This window comes from Streptomyces coeruleorubidus (genome assembly GCF_008705135.1).
In the GTDB taxonomy this organism is placed as follows: domain Bacteria; phylum Actinomycetota; class Actinomycetes; order Streptomycetales; family Streptomycetaceae; genus Streptomyces; species Streptomyces coeruleofuscus.
Genome location: NZ_CP023694.1, coordinates 3,690,477 through 3,706,434, shown reverse-complemented (window position 1 = coordinate 3,706,434; position 15,958 = coordinate 3,690,477). Strand labels below are relative to the sequence as shown.

Here is a 15,958-nt window from a genome sequence, read left to right as displayed (position 1 = left end):
GGCTTACGACCAAGGTCCCAGGCGGGGACCGTCTCGCGACAGGGGTCAAAGTGCTCCGTGGCCCTTACCCTGGCGGTCATGACCGTCCCGAAGCCGCGTGACGCAGATGTCGTGGATGCAGATGACCTGGCCTTCGCCCCCGGGGCGGACGAGACCGTGCTGGGGCGGTCCTATCGGGCGCTGAGCTTCGGCATCGTCTCCGTGGTGCTGCTCATCGCCTTCGAGGCGACGGCCGTCGGTACGGCGATGCCCGTCGCGGCGCGGGAGCTGGACGGGGTGTCGCTGTACGCGTTCGCGTTCTCCGGGTACTTCACGACCAGTCTGTTCGGGATGGTGCTCTCCGGGCAGTGGTCCGACCGGCGCGGGCCCCTCGGGCCGTTGACGACGGGCATCGCCTCCTTCGGGGCCGGGCTGTTGCTGTCGGGGACCGCCGGGGCGATGTGGGTGTTCATCCTGGGGCGGGCCGTGCAGGGGCTCGGCGGCGGTCTGGTGATCGTCGCGCTGTACGTCGTCGTCGGGCGGGCGTATCCGGAGCGGCTGCGGCCGGCCATCATGGCCGCGTTCGCCGCGAGCTGGATCCTGCCGTCGATCGTCGGCCCGCTCGCCGCCGGCACGGTGACCGAGCAGCTCGGGTGGCGGTGGGTGTTCATCGGGATACCCGTGCTCGTCGTCTTTCCGCTCGCGCTCGCCCTGCCGCAGATACGGCGCCGGGCGGCCGGACCGGTACCCGCGGCGGAGCCTTCTCCCCCCGACGAACCCCCCTCCCTCAACGGCCGCCGCATCCGACTGGCCCTGGCCATCTCCCTCGGCGCCGGCCTCCTCCAGTACGCCGCCCAGGACCTGCGCCCCCTCTCCCTCCTGCCGGGCGCGGCCGGACTGGCCCTGCTGGTGCCCGCCGTGCTCGGGCTGCTCCCGCGCGGTACCTACCGGGCCGCTCGCGGGCTGCCCTCGGTCGTGCTGCTGCGCGGCGTCGCCGCGGGGTCCTTCATCGCCGCGGAGTCCTTCGTGCCGCTGATGCTGGTGACCCAGCGCGGGCTCAGTCCGACCCTCGCCGGGTTCTCGCTCGCCGCGGGCGGCGGGACGTGGGCGCTGGGCTCGTGGGTGCAGTCGCGGACGCGGTTCGAGCCGTACCGGGAGCGGTTGACGACTCTCGGGATGCTGCTGGTGGCGGCTGCCGTCGCCGCCGCACCGAGTGTGCTGATCGACTCCGTGCCCGTCTGGACCCTGGCCGTCGCCTGGGCCTTCGGCTGCTTCGGCATGGGCCTCGTCATCTCCTCCACGAGCGTGCTCCTGCTCAAGCTCTCCGCCCCCGAGGAGGCCGGCACGAACTCCGCGGCCCTCCAGATCTCCGACGGCCTCTCCAACGTCGTCCTGCTCTCCGCCGGCGGCGCCGCCTTCGCCGCCCTCGGCGGCGGCACGGTCACCCACACCACCACCGACGCCACCGGCTCCCACCCGGCCGCCTTCGCCGCGGTGTTCCTGCCGATGGCGGTGGTGGCGCTGGTGGGGGCGTGGGTGACCACGCGGTTGCGCGAGCGGTGAGAGCCGGTGGGCGGTGGGCTGTTCGGCACGGGGCGGCATGGGTGGGCGGGCCGTAATACGGTCGCCCGTTCCCGGTCGCGCTCCGTATCGTCAGCGGCATGACCGACTTCACCATCCCCCTCCCGCCGCACGTCCGGCAGGAGCTCGACGACCTCGCGGACGCCACCGGCCGCCTCCCCGAGGACATCGCGCTGGACGCCGTACTGCACCGGCTGGCGCGGGAGTCGTCGGCGGTGCGGGGCACGGCGGAGTCGCTCGCCGGCGCGCATGCCGATCTGCTGCGCAGGCTCGGCGAATGACCAGACACCTGACCGTCGCCGAGGTCACGACGATCGCCCGGATCGCCTTCGGCGGGCGTGACCCCGAGGTCCGCCAGACCGGGCTGTTCGTCTCCGCCGTGCACCGCCCGCGCGCCCGCATGTTCGGCACGGCGGCCTACGAGGACCTGTACGAGCAGGCGGCCGCTCTGCTGCATGCCGTCGCGACCAACCACCCCCTCGTCGACGGGAACAAGCGCACGGCCTGGCTGGCCGCCGCGACCTTCCTCGGGGTCAACGGCGTCGACCTCACGCGCTGCGACCAGGACACCGCGTACGCCCTGGTCATCGATGTCGCCTCCGGGGACGAGAGCGACATCCGCCTCATCGCCGAGCGCCTGCGGCGGCTGTGACGTGGATCCCACCCTGGCATGACCCGGGCTGGTCCGCGCATGAGCAGTGGTGGGGCGCCGGTAGGGTGGCCCGGTTGTCATACGTAGCCGAGCCGTCAGGCTCCCTCGAACGAGCCGCCCGACCCCCAACGGAGACCGTGACTACCACCGCCGGCACCAGCTCTGCCTCGCACCACCTGTCCCCGGCGTTCCCCGGCCGCGCCCCCTGGGGTACCGCCAGCAAGCTGCGCGCCTGGCAGCAGGGCGCGATGGAGAAGTACATCCAGGAGCAGCCGCGGGACTTCCTGGCGGTCGCCACCCCCGGCGCCGGCAAGACGACCTTCGCGCTGACGCTGGCGTCCTGGCTGCTGCACCACCATGTCGTGCAGCAGGTCACCGTCGTGGCTCCGACCGAGCACCTGAAGAAGCAGTGGGCCGAGGCCGCGGCCCGGATCGGCATCAAGCTCGACCCGGAGTACAGCGCCGGGCCGCTCGGCCGGGAGTACCACGGGGTCGCCGTGACGTACGCGGGTGTCGGTGTGCGGCCGATGCTCCACCGCAACCGCGTCGAGCAGCGCAAGACCCTGGTCATCCTCGACGAGATCCACCACGCCGGTGACAGCAAGTCCTGGGGCGAGGCCTGCTTGGAGGCCTTCGAGCCCGCCACCCGCCGGCTCGCCCTCACCGGTACGCCCTTCCGGTCCGACACCAACCCCATCCCCTTCGTCACGTACGAGGAGGGGAACGACGGCATCCGTCGGTCCGCCGCCGACTACACCTACGGCTACGGCAACGCCCTCGCCGACAACGTCGTCCGGCCCGTCATCTTCCTCTCCTACAGCGGCAACATGCGCTGGCGCACCAAGGCCGGTGACGAGGTCGCCGCGCGGCTCGGCGAGCCCATGACCAAGGACGCCATCAGCCAGGCCTGGCGGACCGCCCTGGATCCGCGCGGTGAGTGGATGCCCGCCGTGCTGCGCGCCGCCGACCAGCGGCTGACCGAGGTGCGCAAGGCCATCCCGGATGCCGGCGCGCTCGTCATCGCCTCCGACCAGGACTCGGCGCGTGCGTACGCCAAGCTCATCCGGGAGATCACCGGCAGCAAGGCGACCCTCGTGCTGTCCGACGACTCCGGGGCCTCCGAGCGGATCGACGAGTTCAGCGCGAACAACGACCGGTGGATGGTCGCCGTGCGGATGGTGTCCGAGGGCGTCGACGTGCCCCGCCTCGCGGTCGGGGTGTACGCCACCACCATCTCGACGCCGCTGTTCTTCGCACAGGCCGTCGGGCGTTTCGTACGGTCCCGGCGGCGCGGGGAGACCGCCTCCGTGTTCCTGCCGACCGTGCCCGACCTGCTCTCCTTCGCCAACGAGATGGAGCGCGAGCGCGACCACGTCCTCGACAAGCCCAAGAAGGAGGGCGAGGAGGACCCGTACGCCGAGTCCGAGAAGGAGATGGACGAGGCGAACAAGGAGCAGGACGAGGACACCGGCGATCAGGACATGCTGCCCTTCGAGGCGCTGGAGTCCGACGCGGTCTTCGACCGGGTCATGTACAACGGCGCCGAGTTCGGCATGCAGGCCCACCCGGGGAGCGAGGAGGAGCAGGACTACCTCGGCATCCCCGGGCTGCTGGAGCCCGACCAGGTCCAGTTGCTGCTCCAGAAGCGGCAGGCCCGGCAGATCGCGCACAGCCGCAAGAAGCCGGACGAGGAGGCCGACCTGCTCGAAGTGTCCGCCGAGCGGCGGCCGGTCGTCTCGCACAAGGAGATGATGGAGCTGCGGCGGCAGCTCAACACGATGGTCGGCGCGTACGTCCACCAGAGCGGCAAGCCGCACGGCGTGATCCACACGGAGCTGCGGCGCGTGTGCGGGGGGCCGCCGGCGGCGGAGGCGACGGCGGGGCAGCTGCGGCAGCGGATCGCCAAGGTCCAGGAGTGGGCCACGCGGATGAAGTGACGCCGGGCGTCGTCGTCACAGGGCCGGGCCGAGCCCGGCCCTTCCGTATGTGTGGGTGTCGCGTGTGCTCATTGGGGGCCCGATGAGTCCCGTGTTGCACGTATCCGGGCAAACGGCGCCAGTCGGCCCCGACGTGTGCCCGGATTCTGGACGGAGCCTTCCGCTCAGCGAACCCCCTTCGCTACTGTCCGGCTACGCATACGCCCCGTGGCAGCGCCGCCGCGGAGCGCAGCCGTGAAGCGACGCGGCCCGGACAGGCCGGGCCGCCGGCCGATCGGCGGCCTCTGAAGCGCGTTGCCGACGGGACTCGGTGACGCATCCGACCGCCAGAGGGCCGCCGACCTCACCACTAAGGAGTGGGCGTCGTGACCGCGGAGACCTCCCAGACGCTCGACCGGGGACTGCGCGTCCTCAAGCTGCTCGCCGACACGGACCACGGGCTGACCGTGACCGAGCTCTCCCTCAAACTGGGCGTCAACCGGACCGTGGTGTACCGGTTGCTCGCCACGCTGGAACAGCACGCGCTCATACGCCGTGACCTGGGCGGACGTGCCCGGGTCGGGCTCGGGGTCCTGCGTCTGGGGCGGCAGGTCCATCCCCTGGTACGCGAGGCCGCGATGCCGGCGCTGCGGTCGCTGGCCGAGGACATCGGCGCGACGGCGCACCTGACGCTGGTCGACGGGGCGGACGCGCTCGCCGTGGCCGTGGTGGAGCCGACCTGGACGGACTACCACGTCGCCTACCGGGCCGGGTTCCGGCACCCCCTGGACCGGGGCGCCGCGGGCAAGGCGATCCTCGCGGCCCGGCAGCACCCGATGACGGACCCGGGCTACACCCTGACCCACGGGGAGCTGGAGGCCGGCGCGTGCGGGGCGGCGGCCCCGTTGCTGGGCGTGACGGGCGTCGAGGGCAGCGTGGGCGTGGTGATGCTGGCGGACGTGGTGCCGGAACGGGTGGGAGTCAGGGTCGTCGAGGCGGCACGAGAGGTCGCGGACGCGCTGCGCTGACGGGTGTGGGGCCCTCACGGAGCCCTCCTGCCGGGCCCCGGGTGACCTGGGCCCGGCCGGATCCCCCGCCCGAGTTAGATTGATCCCGTGTTCTCTCGCCTCACGCGTCCCCAGGCCATCGCCGTCTGCGCCCTGCCCGTCGCGGCTCTGCTCGCCACGGCGGTGTTCGCGCCGCTGCCGTTCTCGGTGGCGCAGCCCGGCCAGACGACGAACGTGCTCGGGGAGAACAAGGGCGCCCCGGTGATCACCATCTCGGGGGCACCGGTCCGGGACACCCGTGGCCAGCTTCGGATGACCACCATCGTGGCGACCTCACCGGACACCCGGGTCTCGCTCCCGGACATACTCGACAGCTGGTTCCGCACGGACCGGGCGGTCATGCCGCGCGACGCGATCTACCCGAGCGGCGACACCGTCCAGGAGATCGAGCGGCACAACGAGAAGCAGATGAAGCAGTCCCAGGACGCGGCGACGCAGGCGGCGCTGAACCATCTCGGCCTCGACGACAAGGACGTCAAGGTCGGCCTGAAGCTCGCGGACGTGGGCGGGCCCAGTGCCGGGCTGCTGTTCTCCCTGGGGATCATCGACAAGCTCGACGGTGACGGCACCGGTGGTGATCTCACCGGGGGCCGTGTCATCGCCGGCACCGGCACGATCGCCGCCGACGGCACGGTCGGGGCGGTGGGCGGCGTCGCCCTCAAGACCCAGGCGGCCAAGCGTGACGGTGCGACCGTGTTCCTCGTCCCGAAGGCGGAGTGCGCGGACGCGCGCGCCGAGCTGCCGAAGGGCCTGCGGCTGATTCCGGTGACCACGCTGAAGAGCACGGTGAGCTCACTGGTGGCCCTGGAGACGGGGAAGGGTTCCGTGCCGAGCTGCTAGTGGACGGCGGCTGCCGTCCCCGGCCGGGTGGCGAGTCTTAAACCGACCTCCACGAGGGTCCAGCCCAGGCGGGTACGGAGGCCATGTCTGTTCCGGGCGGTGGGGCGCGGGACGCCGACTTCGGCACGGAGTTCGGCGGCGCGGGCGTGGTGCAGGGTGAGGTGGATGTCGGGGTGCATCTCAGTCCGTCCTGATCGGGAAGGCGTGGGTGTGGAGGCGGACCTGCTCGGCGCCGGGTGTGTCCTCGGTGGTCGCGCGGTCGCGGTACGTATCGACCAGCGCGTGCATCTTCTCGACGAGCTCCCGCGTCAGTTCGGGCGTCAGTCGCAGGGTCGCGCTGCTCATGTCCCAGGAGCGGCTCCACTCCTCGGGCCATGAGTCGCGGTTGCCCAGCCAGGTCGACAGGTCCCGGGTCTGCGTGGTGGCGACCTCGTGGAGGTACATGTCCGCCGCGCCGCGCACGGTCGGGTCCGAGTCGGTGAGCAGGGCGTCGTCGAATCGGAGGCCGTGGTGAGCCGCCTTCCACCACCGCTCGCGTCCCTTGCCGTGCTCGGGGGCGTCCTCGACGAAGCCATACTCCGCGAGTTGGCGCAGGTGATAGCTGGTGGCCCCGCTGGACTCGCCCAGCTTCTGGGCGAGTTGGGAGGCCGTCGCCGGGCCACCGAAGCGCAGGGCGTCCAGCAGCTGCATCCGCAGGGGATGTGCCAGTCCGCGCAAAGACCGGGCGTCAAGTTGCCGTACGGGTGTGTTCTCGGGCTCGCTCACGATGCAAAGATAGCGTTGCAAAGAGAGCTTTGCAACGGGTCCTTTGCAAGTCATTCTTCCCTGACCAACCCCTCCTCCACCATCCACTCCAGCGCCACCTGATGCGGATCCTCCCCCTCCACATCCACCTTCGCGTTCAGCGCCCGCGCCACCGTGTTGTTCAGCCTCGACGTCACCGGGTCCAGCACGTCCGCGATCGCCGGCCACCGTTTGAGGGTCCTCGCGTTGATCATCGGCGCGGCGTTGTAGTTGGGGAAGAACTTCCTGTCGTCCGCCATGACCGACAGCTTCATGGACTCGATGCGCCCGTCGGTGGTGAACACCTCCCCGTACGGGCAACTCCCCTTCGACGTCTGGGTGTAGATGATCCCCGTGTCCATCTGCGTGACGTTCCGCGCCGGCAGCTTCATCCCGTACGTCTGCTGCATGCCCGGCAACCCGTCCGCCCGGTTCGCGAACTCGACCTCCACGCACAGCTTCACCGCTCCCGGGTCGGACTCCGCCAGCCTCGCCACGTCCGACAGGGTCTTCGTGCCGTACTTCTTCGCGTTCTGCCGGTTCATCGCCAGCGCGTACGTGTTGTTCAGGGACGACGGCCGCAGCCAGGCCAGCCCGTTCGCCGTGTCGGCCTTCCGCACCGCCTCCCACTGCTCGCGCGGATCGGTGATCGGCTTGCTGTGTCCCAGGTACGTGATCCAGGCCGTGCCCGTGTACTCGTAGCCGGCGTCGGCGTCGCCCTTGCGGACGGCCTCGCGGCTGCCGATGGAACCCTGGATGCCCGTGCGGTCGAGCACCTCCGCGCCGGCCGCCTCCAGGGCGATGCCCATGATCGCGCCGAGGATCAGCCCCTCGGTGAACGACTTCGACGTCACGGTCAGGCGCGCGCCCTTCAACGGCTCGCCCCGCCCGACGGACCCGGGCCGCACATCGTCCGCCATGGGGGAACCGCTCGTCAGGCCGCACCCCGCAAGCAGCAGAACCGCTGCCGGCGCCAGGAACACCCGCCGCCTCATGGCTGGAGCCCGCGGGGCCGCAGGAGCACTTCCGCCAGCGAGGCCAGCCAGTCCACCAGCAGCGCCAGGACCACCGTGAGGACCGAGCCCAGCACCAGCACCGGCATCCGCTGGTTGGTGATCCCGGTCGTGATCAGCACGCCCAGCCCGCCGCCCCCGCCGAAGACCGCCAGGGTCGCCGTGCCGACGTTCAGGACGAGGGCCGTGCGGACACCCGCCAGGATCAGCGGGACCGCCAGGGGGAGCTCCACCCGGGTCAGGACTCCCACCGGCGACATGCCGATGCCCCGCGCCGCCTCCAGCAGCGTCGGGTCGTTCGCCTTCAGGCCGGTGATCGTGTTCGACAGCACGGGCAGGACGGCGTAGACGATGATGCCGATCAGGGCGGCCCTGCGGCCGATGCCCAGCCAGATGACGAGGAGCGCCAGCAGGCCGATCGCGGGGGTCGCCTGGCCCATGTTGGCGAACGCCATCGCCACCGGGGTGGCCCTGCGGAACGCCGGGCGGGTCAGCAGGATCCCCAGCGGGATCGCGATGATCAGCACGAAGAACGTGGAGATGGCGGTCAGCTGGATGTGCTGCCACAGGGCCTTCGACACCTGGCCGCCCGACAGCGCGTTCCGGGACAGCGCGTCCAGGTCGGCCTGCTCGAACCAGAGCCAGGTGGCGAGCAGGACGGCCACCAGGACGGCGGGCAGCACGGTCAGCTTCTGCCAGCCGACGCGCCGGGGCGGCGGGCCGGGCGGCGTCCGGGGCGCCTCGGCCTCGTCTTCGCCCGCCGGTTCGGGGGCGGTGCGCACCTGCCCCGGAGCGGTCACCGCGTCCCTCCGAAACCGCCCACGCCCGTGACGCTCCCGCCGCCCTCCTGCTCCGCGTTCGTCTGCGCCGCCCGCAGTTCCTCCAGCTCCTGCTGGTGCTCCAGCGCGTCGAGCCGGTCGGCCTCCAGCATGTCGTGCACCGAGTTGAGGAGCGTCTCCATGTCGACGACGCCGGTGTACTCACCGCGCCGCCCCGTCACCGCCACCCGCCCGATGTTGTCGGTGAGCACCGCCTCCAGCGCGTCCCGCAGGGTCGCGTCCCGGGTGACCGTGTCGTGCACCAGCGTCCCGGCGCGGGCCAGCGAGCCCCGGGCCCGCATCAGGTCGCCGCGCCTGAGCCACTTGTAGGGGCGGCCGCGCCGGTCGAGCAGCAGGACCTCGTTGGTGCCGGCGGCCCGCAGCCGGTTGAAGATCTGCTGCAACGGGTCGTCGATCGTCACCGTCGGATAGTCGGTGATCTCCACGTCCCGTACGCGGGTCAGGTTCAGCCGCTTCAGCGCCGCACCGGCGCCGACGAACCCGGACACGAAGTCGTCCGCCGGGTTGGTGAGGATGGCCTCCGGGGTGTCGAACTGCGCGATGTGGGAGCGTTCGCGCAGGACGGCGATCCGGTCGCCGATCTTGATCGCCTCGTCGAAGTCGTGCGTGACGAAGACGATCGTCTTGCGCAGCTCGTGCTGGAGCCGGATCAGCTCGTCCTGGAGATGCTCGCGGGTGATCGGGTCCACCGCCCCGAACGGCTCGTCCATCAGCAGCACCGGGGGATCGGCGGCCAGGGCCCGTGCCACGCCCACGCGCTGCTGCTGGCCGCCGGAGAGCTGGCGCGGGTAGCGGCCGTGGAACTCGCCGGGGTCGAGACCGACCAGATCGAGCAGCTCCTCGGTCCGCGCCCTGATCCGGGCCCTCGGCCAGCCGATCATCCTCGGTACCAGCGCGATGTTCTGCGCGACCGTCATGTGCGGGAAGAGCCCGGCGGACTGGATGGCGTAGCCGACCTTGCGGCGCAGCCCGACCGGGTCGATGTCGGTGACGTCCTCACCGCCCATGCGGATGCGGCCGCCGGTCGGCTCGATCAGCCTGTTGATCATCTTGAGCGTGGTCGACTTGCCGCAGCCCGAGGGGCCGACGAGGACGACGACCTCGCCCGCCTTGATCTCCATGCTCACGTTCTCCACGGCCGGCCGCGCACCGCCGGGGTAGCGCTTGGTCAGGTTCTCCAGCTCGATGGAGGCCCCGTGGCCGTCGGTCTCAGGCACGGATCCCCCTGGGAATGGTCAGCCGCCCGACCAGGACGTACGCGGCGTCGAACAGCAGCGCCAGGACGATGATGCCGAGCGTGCCCGCGAGGACCTGGTTGAGCGCGTTGGCGCTGCCCAGCGAGGCGAGTCCGCGGAAGATGACGTTGCCGAGGCCCGGTCCCGAGGCGTACGCCGCGATGGCCGCGATGCCCATCAGCATCTGGGTCGCGACCCGGATCCCGGTCAGGATCGGCGGCCAGGCCAGCGGCAGCTCGATCCGCAGCAGCCGGGCCGGGCGGGACATCCCGATGCCCGTGGCCGCGTCCACCAGCGACGGGTCGACCCCGCGCAGCCCGACGATCGCGTTGCGCACCACCGGCAGCAGCCCGTACAGCGTGAGCGCGATCACCGTCGGCGCCACGCCCAGGCCCACGACCGGGATGAGCAGCCCGATCAGGGCGAGCGCCGGGACGGTCAGGACGGTGGCGGTGGCCGTGGTCGCGAGGTTCCCGGCCCACTCGCTGCGGTAGGTGGCGACGCCGATCAGGACCCCGAGCACGGTCGCGACGGCCATGCACTGGAAGACGGCGCTCGCGTGCTGGTAGGCGTCCGTGAGCAGCTGCTGGTGCCGGCCGGCCAGATACTCCCAGAAGTTCACACGCGCTCACCCCACGACTCAGGTCTCCTCCGCGGCCTGCTCCACGAGCGGGATGATCCGCAGCGGAACGGGGTTCTCCATGACGATCGCCGTGGAGGCCCGGACGATGCCATCAAAACCGACGACCCGGTCGATCACACGCTGGAGATCGGCGTTCGAGCGGGCCACCAGCCGGCACAGCATGTCCCCGCTGCCGGTGGTGGTGTGCAGCTCCAGCACCTCGGGCACGGTCGCCAAGTGGGCCCGTACGTCGGCGCCTTGGCCCTGCCGGATCTGGAGCGTCGCGAACGCCGTGACCGGGTAGCCGAGCGCCGCCGGGTCCACCTCCGGGCCGAAGCCGCGGATGACTCCGTTCGACTGAAGCCGGTCGAGCCGCGCCTGCACGGTGCCCCGGGCCACGCCGAGCCGGCGCGACATCTCCAGCACCCCGATCCGCGGCTCCCGCGCCAGCAGCAGGATGATCCGGCCGTCCAGATGATCGATCGCCACAGCAGCCTCCCGGCATGGTCATCCTGTACAGAAGCGCCGTCGATACGGCCGTATTGCTGAACAGATTGCCCAGCGGAAACGCAAACTATTGCGCACCTTGCCGAGCGGGGAGACCCTGCGGCTATGACGCAGACCACACACCACACTCCCGACACCGCCCGGCAGGCCGACCCCTTCCCGGTCAAGGGAATGGACGCGGTCGTCTTCGCCGTGGGCAACGCCAAGCAGGCGGCGCACTACTACTCCACCGCCTTCGGCATGAAGCTGGTCGCCTACTCCGGACCGGAGAACGGCAGCCGCGAGACCGCTGCCTACGTCCTGGAGAACGGCTCCGCCCGCTTCGTCCTCACCTCGGTCATCAAGCCGTCCAGCGACTGGGGCCACTTCCTCGCCCGGCACGTGGCCGAGCACGGCGACGGGGTCGTCGACCTCGCCATCGAGGTCCCGGACGCGCGTGCCGCGTACGCCTACGCCCTCGAACACGGTGCCCGCTCGGTGTCCGAGCCGTACGAGCTGAAGGACGAACACGGCACGGTCGTCCTGGCCGCGATCGCCACCTACGGCGAGACCCGCCACACCCTCGTCGAGCGCTCCGGCTACGACGGCCCGTACCTGCCCGGCTACGTCGCGGCCAAGCCGATGGTCGAGCCGCCCGCACAGCGCACCTTCCAGGCCATCGACCACTGCGTCGGCAACGTCGAGCTCGGCCGCATGAACGAGTGGGTCGGCTTCTACAACAAGGTCATGGGCTTCACGAACATGAAGGAGTTCGTGGGCGACGACATCGCCACCGAGTACAGCGCCCTGATGTCGAAGGTCGTCGCCGACGGCACGCTCAAGGTCAAGTTCCCGATCAACGAGCCGGCCATCGCCAAGAAGAAGTCCCAGATCGACGAGTACCTGGAGTTCTACGGCGGCGCAGGCGTCCAGCACATCGCGCTCAACACCAACGACATCGTCCAGACGGTCCGCACCATGCGCGCGGCCGGCGTCGAGTTCCTGAACACGCCCGACTCCTACTACGACACGCTGGGCGAGTGGGTCGGCGAGACCCGGGTCCCGATCGACACCCTGCGCGAGCTGAAGATCCTCGCCGACCGCGACGAGGACGGCTATCTGTTGCAGATCTTCACCAAGCCGGTCCAGGACCGCCCGACCGTCTTCTTCGAGATCATCGAGCGCCACGGCTCGATGGGCTTCGGCAAGGGCAACTTCAAGGCCCTGTTCGAGGCGATCGAGCGCGAGCAGGCCCGCCGCGGCAACCTGTGACCCGATCGCCCCTGTGAGCTCGTGCGGGTGTCACGGGGCACTCGCACGCCTCACTCCTCGTCCATCTCCGGCGGTTCCTCGTCCGGCGGCTCCCCCAACGCCTCCGAAGCCGCCCGCGCCGCGGGCGCGTGCAGGGGCGAGAAGTGCGGGTTGATGCGCAGCGCCTCCGCGAGGTGCCGCCGGGCCGCTCCGTACCGTTCCAGCTCCCGTTCGATCATGCCGCGGTGGTACATGTGCACCGCGCTGCGCACCCCGCCCCCGTGCTCGCTCTCCGTTGCCCGCACCGCGAAGCGCAACGCCTCCTCCGACTGTCCGGACCGGTGCAGCGCCCAGCCCAGCGCGTCGGCGACCTCGGTGCCCGGCTGGCGGCGCCACTCGGCCCGCAACCGCCGTACCGCCTCCCGCGGATCGCCGTGGTCCGCCTCGAACTGCCCCAGCACCAGCTCCTCGTCGGCCCCGCCCGCGGCGGCGCCCCGGACCCGCTCCCGCAGCAGGTCGTACTGCACCCGGGCCGCCTCCGGCATCCCCAGCGACTCGTACAGCTCGCCCAGCTCCAGGGCGTACCGGGGACAGGGCTGCTTGCTGAGAGCCACCCGGTACGCGTTCAGCGCCTCCGTGGTCCGGCCCAGGGCCGCCAGTGCCCTGCCCTGTCCGGCCTGCGCGGCCCGCTGGTCCGGGTCGAGGCGCACCGCCTCCTGGAAATGCCGCAGCGCGTCCTGAAGATCCCCCCGCTCCCAGGCCAGCTCACCGGCCCGCTCCAGGTAGGCGGCCCGCTCGGCCGGTGTCCGCGCGCCCGCCGCCGCGTCCGCCAGCGAGGCCGCCGCGTCCTCCCGCCAGCCCCGGTCCCGGTAGACGGCCGCGGCCCGCGCCAGCACATCCGGCCCGGAGCGCAGCTCCGTCAGCCGGTCCAGCGTCCGCTTGGCCGCCGCCTGCTCGCCGAGCCCGGTGTAGGCGTCGATGAGCAGCGGATACGTCGTCCACCGCCGGGGCTCCAGCTTCAGCGCCGCCTCGCCCCAGCGGCGCGCGGCGGGGAAGTCCCGGCGCGCGTTGGCCAGCGCGGCCAGTCCGGCCAGGGCCCGTGTGTTCCGCCGCGGCCGCACCTTCAGCGACGTACGCAGCGCCTTCTCGGCACGCGGGTAGTACGCCGGGTCCGCCAGCCGCCGCCCCTGCTCCACGTAGGCCGCCCCGAGCACCGCCCAGGACCGCGCGTCCCGCGGATGCGTCCGCAGCCGCTTCTCCCGCTCGCCGATCAGCTCCGCCAGATCGGGCAGCGCGGCCGGCACCCCGGTGGTGACCGCCGCCATGGCCAGCGCCCCCGGCGACGGCGGAGCGGGCTCGGCGGGCCGCTCCCACGGCACCAGCACCAGCACCCCGCCGAGCACGGCACACCCCGCGACGCCGACGAGCACCACCCGCCGGGTGCGGAAGCGGCCCCTCGGGCTGCTCTGCTGCCGCTGCGGACCCTCCTGCTGGTTCTCCATGGCGCTCACTGTGCGTCAATACGACGACCACACCCGGGCAGGTGAAGGGTGCCGCCGACGGGGTTCACACCGATGGCCCCGGGTGCGAACCTGTGATCATGAGCCGTATCGAAGCGCCCAGCTCCGAAGGCGCGGACACCGCAGCGACCGGCAACCTCGTCGACCTCCTGCTCAGCGGCCTGCCCGCCGAGACGGTCCTCACCGACCCCGACGTCACGGCCTCCTACGCCCACGACATGGCCAGCTTCTGCCCGGCCGGCGCCCCGGCCGCGGTCGTCCTGCCCCGCACGGTCGAGCAGGTCCAGCACGTGATGCGCACCGCCACCGCCCTGCGCGTCCCGGTCGTCCCGCAGGGCGCCCGCACCGGACTGTCCGGCGCCGCGAACGCCTCCGACGGCTGCATCGTGCTCTCCCTGACCAAGATGGACCGGATCCTGGAGATCAACCCGGTCGACCGCGTCGCCGTCGTCGAGCCCGGCGTGATCAACGCCGCCCTGTCCCGGGCCGTCGGCGAACACGGCCTGTACTACCCGCCGGACCCCTCCAGCTGGGAGATGTGCACCATCGGCGGCAACATCGGCACGGCCTCGGGCGGCCTGTGCTGCGTGAAGTACGGGGTCACCGCCGAGTACGTCCTCGGGCTGGACGTCGTGCTGGCCGACGGGCGGCTCATGTCCACCGGCCGCCGCACCGCCAAGGGTGTCGCCGGGTACGACCTGACCCGTCTGTTCGTCGGCTCCGAGGGCTCGCTCGGCATCGTCGTACGGGCCGTGCTCGGCCTGCGTCCCAAGCCGCCCGAGCAGCTCGTGCTGGCCGCCGAATTCGCCTCCGCGGCCGCCGCCTGCGACGCCGTGTGCCGCGTCATGGAGGGCGGCCACGTCCCGTCACTCCTCGAACTCATGGACCGTACGACGGTCAAGGCCGTCAACGACATGGCACAGATGGGCCTCCCGGAGAGCACCGAGGCCTTGCTCCTGGCCGCCTTCGACACCACGGCCCCGGCCGCCGACCTCGCCGCCGTCGGCGCGCTGTGCGAGGCCGCAGGCGCCACCCAGGTCGTACCGGCCGACGACGCGGCCGAGTCCGAACTGCTCCTCCAGGCGCGGCGGTTGTCGCTCACCGCGCTGGAGGCGGTCAAGGGCGTGACGATGATCGACGACGTGTGCGTGCCCCGCTCCCGGCTCGCCGAGATGCTCGAAGGCGTCGACCGGATCGCCGAGAAGTACCGGCTCACCATCGGGGTCGTCGCCCATGCGGGGGACGGCAACACCCACCCGACGGTGTGCTTCGACCCGGCCGACCCCGACGAGTCCCGGCGTGCCCGCGAGTCCTTCGACGAGATCATGGCCCTCGGCCTGGAACTCGGCGGCACCATCACCGGCGAGCACGGCGTCGGCGTGCTGAAGAAGGAGTGGCTGGCGCGCGAGATCGGCCCGGTGGGGATGGAGATGCAGCGGGCCGTCAAGCAGGCCTTCGACCCGCTGGGCATCCTGAACCCGGGCAAGCTGTTCTGACGCCTGGGCCCTCACCGGCTTCACGGGTTTCACCGGCCTCACTGGGCGAGCAACTGGTCCAGTTCGTCGTCGAGACCGAGCTGCTCACCCTCCGTCCCCGGCGGGACCACCCGCAGCGTGCGCTCCAGCCAGGCCGACACCTGCGCCGACGGGGCCTCCAGCAGGGCGTCCCCGTCGGGTGAACTCAGCGCCACCAGCACGACGCCGCGCCCCTCGGCCTTCGCCGGCCACACCCGCACGTCCCCCCGCCCGCACGGCCGGAACACGCCCTCCACCAGCAGGTCCCGGGCGAACGTCCAGTGCACGGGGTGCGCCGAGTCGATGTGGAAGGTGACGTGCACGGCGTACGGATCGTCGGTGACATACCCCAGCCGGGCCGGCACCGGGATCCGGCGCTGCGGCGACAGGACGAGTTTCAGCTCCAGTTCGCGTTCCACCACAGTGCGCATGGCGGTGTTCCCTTCTCTGCACGGCTGCCCGCGAGGGCCGGTCGGGAGGAGAGAGCGCGCGGAGGCGGCGGCATTACGCGGGTTGCCGGAAGTTTTTTCGCAGGGGGAGGCGCCGGGCCGCGCGACGCGTAGCACATCGGTGCTCGAAAGGGGTGGGTCCGGTGGGAGCGGCGGTGGGGGTTGCGCCCGTCTGATAGATGTGGAGGCCCCCATTTGGCCCTCGAGCAGA

Annotated in this window: 17 protein-coding genes; 8 read left to right on the top strand and 9 right to left on the bottom strand. The window is 71.7% G+C overall.

The annotated features are described in order from the left end of the window. The first annotated feature begins 78 nt into the window (after positions 1–78). From CP976_RS17110 to CP976_RS17085, 6 genes are all read left to right on the top strand, one after another. On the top strand, positions 79–1,542 hold the full coding sequence (locus tag CP976_RS17110; protein WP_150481161.1) for an MFS transporter: 1,464 nt from the start codon (positions 79–81) through the stop codon (positions 1,540–1,542). Positions 1,543–1,640: 98 nt separating this feature from the next. Continuing rightward, on the top strand, positions 1,641–1,841 hold the full coding sequence (locus tag CP976_RS17105) for a hypothetical protein (protein ID WP_086603641.1): 201 nt from the start codon (positions 1,641–1,643) through the stop codon (positions 1,839–1,841). Beyond that, complete coding sequence (locus tag CP976_RS17100; protein ID WP_150481160.1) at positions 1,838–2,212, top strand: type II toxin-antitoxin system death-on-curing family toxin; 375 nt, start codon at positions 1,838–1,840, stop codon at positions 2,210–2,212. Before CP976_RS17105 ends, CP976_RS17100 begins: the two co-directional genes overlap by 4 nt. 137 nt (positions 2,213–2,349) lie before the next feature. Further along, complete coding sequence (locus CP976_RS17095; protein WP_150481159.1) at positions 2,350–4,149, top strand: DEAD/DEAH box helicase; 1,800 nt, start codon at positions 2,350–2,352, stop codon at positions 4,147–4,149. A gap of 365 nt (positions 4,150–4,514) precedes the next feature. Continuing rightward, complete coding sequence (locus CP976_RS17090) at positions 4,515–5,156, top strand: IclR family transcriptional regulator (protein WP_086842338.1); 642 nt, start codon at positions 4,515–4,517, stop codon at positions 5,154–5,156. An 87-nt stretch (positions 5,157–5,243) separates the two neighbouring features. After that, on the top strand, positions 5,244–6,035 hold the full coding sequence (locus tag CP976_RS17085) for a S16 family serine protease (RefSeq protein WP_150481158.1): 792 nt from the start codon (positions 5,244–5,246) through the stop codon (positions 6,033–6,035). Here CP976_RS17085 and CP976_RS43735 read toward each other — a convergent pair. Genes CP976_RS43735 through CP976_RS17050 form a run of 7 tightly spaced genes read right to left on the bottom strand, consistent with a single transcriptional unit; the run spans position 6,032 to position 11,016 of the window. Next, positions 6,032–6,214 (bottom strand): hypothetical protein, encoded by a 183-nt coding sequence (locus tag CP976_RS43735; RefSeq protein ID WP_150481157.1) that lies wholly within the window; start codon positions 6,212–6,214, stop codon positions 6,032–6,034. The genes CP976_RS17085 and CP976_RS43735 overlap by 4 nt on opposite strands. A 1-nt stretch (position 6,215) precedes the next feature. Next, on the bottom strand, positions 6,216–6,803 hold the full coding sequence (locus CP976_RS17075; protein ID WP_373304847.1) for an ArsR/SmtB family transcription factor: 588 nt from the start codon (positions 6,801–6,803) through the stop codon (positions 6,216–6,218). A gap of 47 nt (positions 6,804–6,850) precedes the next feature. Further along, positions 6,851–7,813 carry a glycine betaine ABC transporter substrate-binding protein gene (locus CP976_RS17070; protein ID WP_150481155.1) on the bottom strand — a complete coding sequence of 321 codons (963 nt, stop codon included), beginning with the start codon at positions 7,811–7,813 and terminating at the stop codon, positions 6,851–6,853. Next, the gene (locus CP976_RS17065; protein ID WP_150481154.1) at positions 7,810–8,631 is read right to left on the bottom strand and encodes an ABC transporter permease; all 822 of its coding nucleotides are present in this window, start codon (positions 8,629–8,631) and stop codon (positions 7,810–7,812) included. Before CP976_RS17065 ends, CP976_RS17070 begins: the two co-directional genes overlap by 4 nt. Next, complete coding sequence (locus tag CP976_RS17060; protein ID WP_150481153.1) at positions 8,628–9,887, bottom strand: betaine/proline/choline family ABC transporter ATP-binding protein; 1,260 nt, start codon at positions 9,885–9,887, stop codon at positions 8,628–8,630. Before CP976_RS17060 ends, CP976_RS17065 begins: the two co-directional genes overlap by 4 nt. Continuing rightward, complete coding sequence (locus CP976_RS17055; protein ID WP_150481152.1) at positions 9,880–10,527, bottom strand: ABC transporter permease; 648 nt, start codon at positions 10,525–10,527, stop codon at positions 9,880–9,882. Before CP976_RS17055 ends, CP976_RS17060 begins: the two co-directional genes overlap by 8 nt. Before the next feature lie 18 nt (positions 10,528–10,545). Further along, complete coding sequence (locus CP976_RS17050; protein WP_020277695.1) at positions 10,546–11,016, bottom strand: Lrp/AsnC family transcriptional regulator; 471 nt, start codon at positions 11,014–11,016, stop codon at positions 10,546–10,548. Positions 11,017–11,139: 123 nt separating this feature from the next. On the opposite strand from CP976_RS17050, the gene hppD reads away from it, so the two are divergent. Next, entirely contained in the window at positions 11,140–12,285 is a 1,146-nt protein-coding gene (hppD, locus tag CP976_RS17045; RefSeq protein WP_150481151.1) for a 4-hydroxyphenylpyruvate dioxygenase, read from the top strand. A 50-nt stretch (positions 12,286–12,335) separates the two neighbouring features. Here the strand turns inward: hppD and CP976_RS17040 are convergent, their stop codons facing one another. Next, complete coding sequence (locus tag CP976_RS17040; protein WP_150481150.1) at positions 12,336–13,766, bottom strand: tetratricopeptide repeat protein; 1,431 nt, start codon at positions 13,764–13,766, stop codon at positions 12,336–12,338. Positions 13,767–13,858: 92 nt separating this feature from the next. Between CP976_RS17040 and CP976_RS17035 the strand changes: the two genes are divergently transcribed. Continuing rightward, positions 13,859–15,280 (top strand): FAD-binding oxidoreductase, encoded by a 1,422-nt coding sequence (locus CP976_RS17035; RefSeq protein ID WP_150481149.1) that lies wholly within the window; start codon positions 13,859–13,861, stop codon positions 15,278–15,280. Positions 15,281–15,318: 38 nt separating this feature from the next. Here the strand turns inward: CP976_RS17035 and CP976_RS17030 are convergent, their stop codons facing one another. Continuing rightward, on the bottom strand, positions 15,319–15,729 hold the full coding sequence (locus CP976_RS17030) for an SsgA family sporulation/cell division regulator (RefSeq protein WP_150481148.1): 411 nt from the start codon (positions 15,727–15,729) through the stop codon (positions 15,319–15,321). Positions 15,730–15,958: the final 229 nt, after the last annotated feature.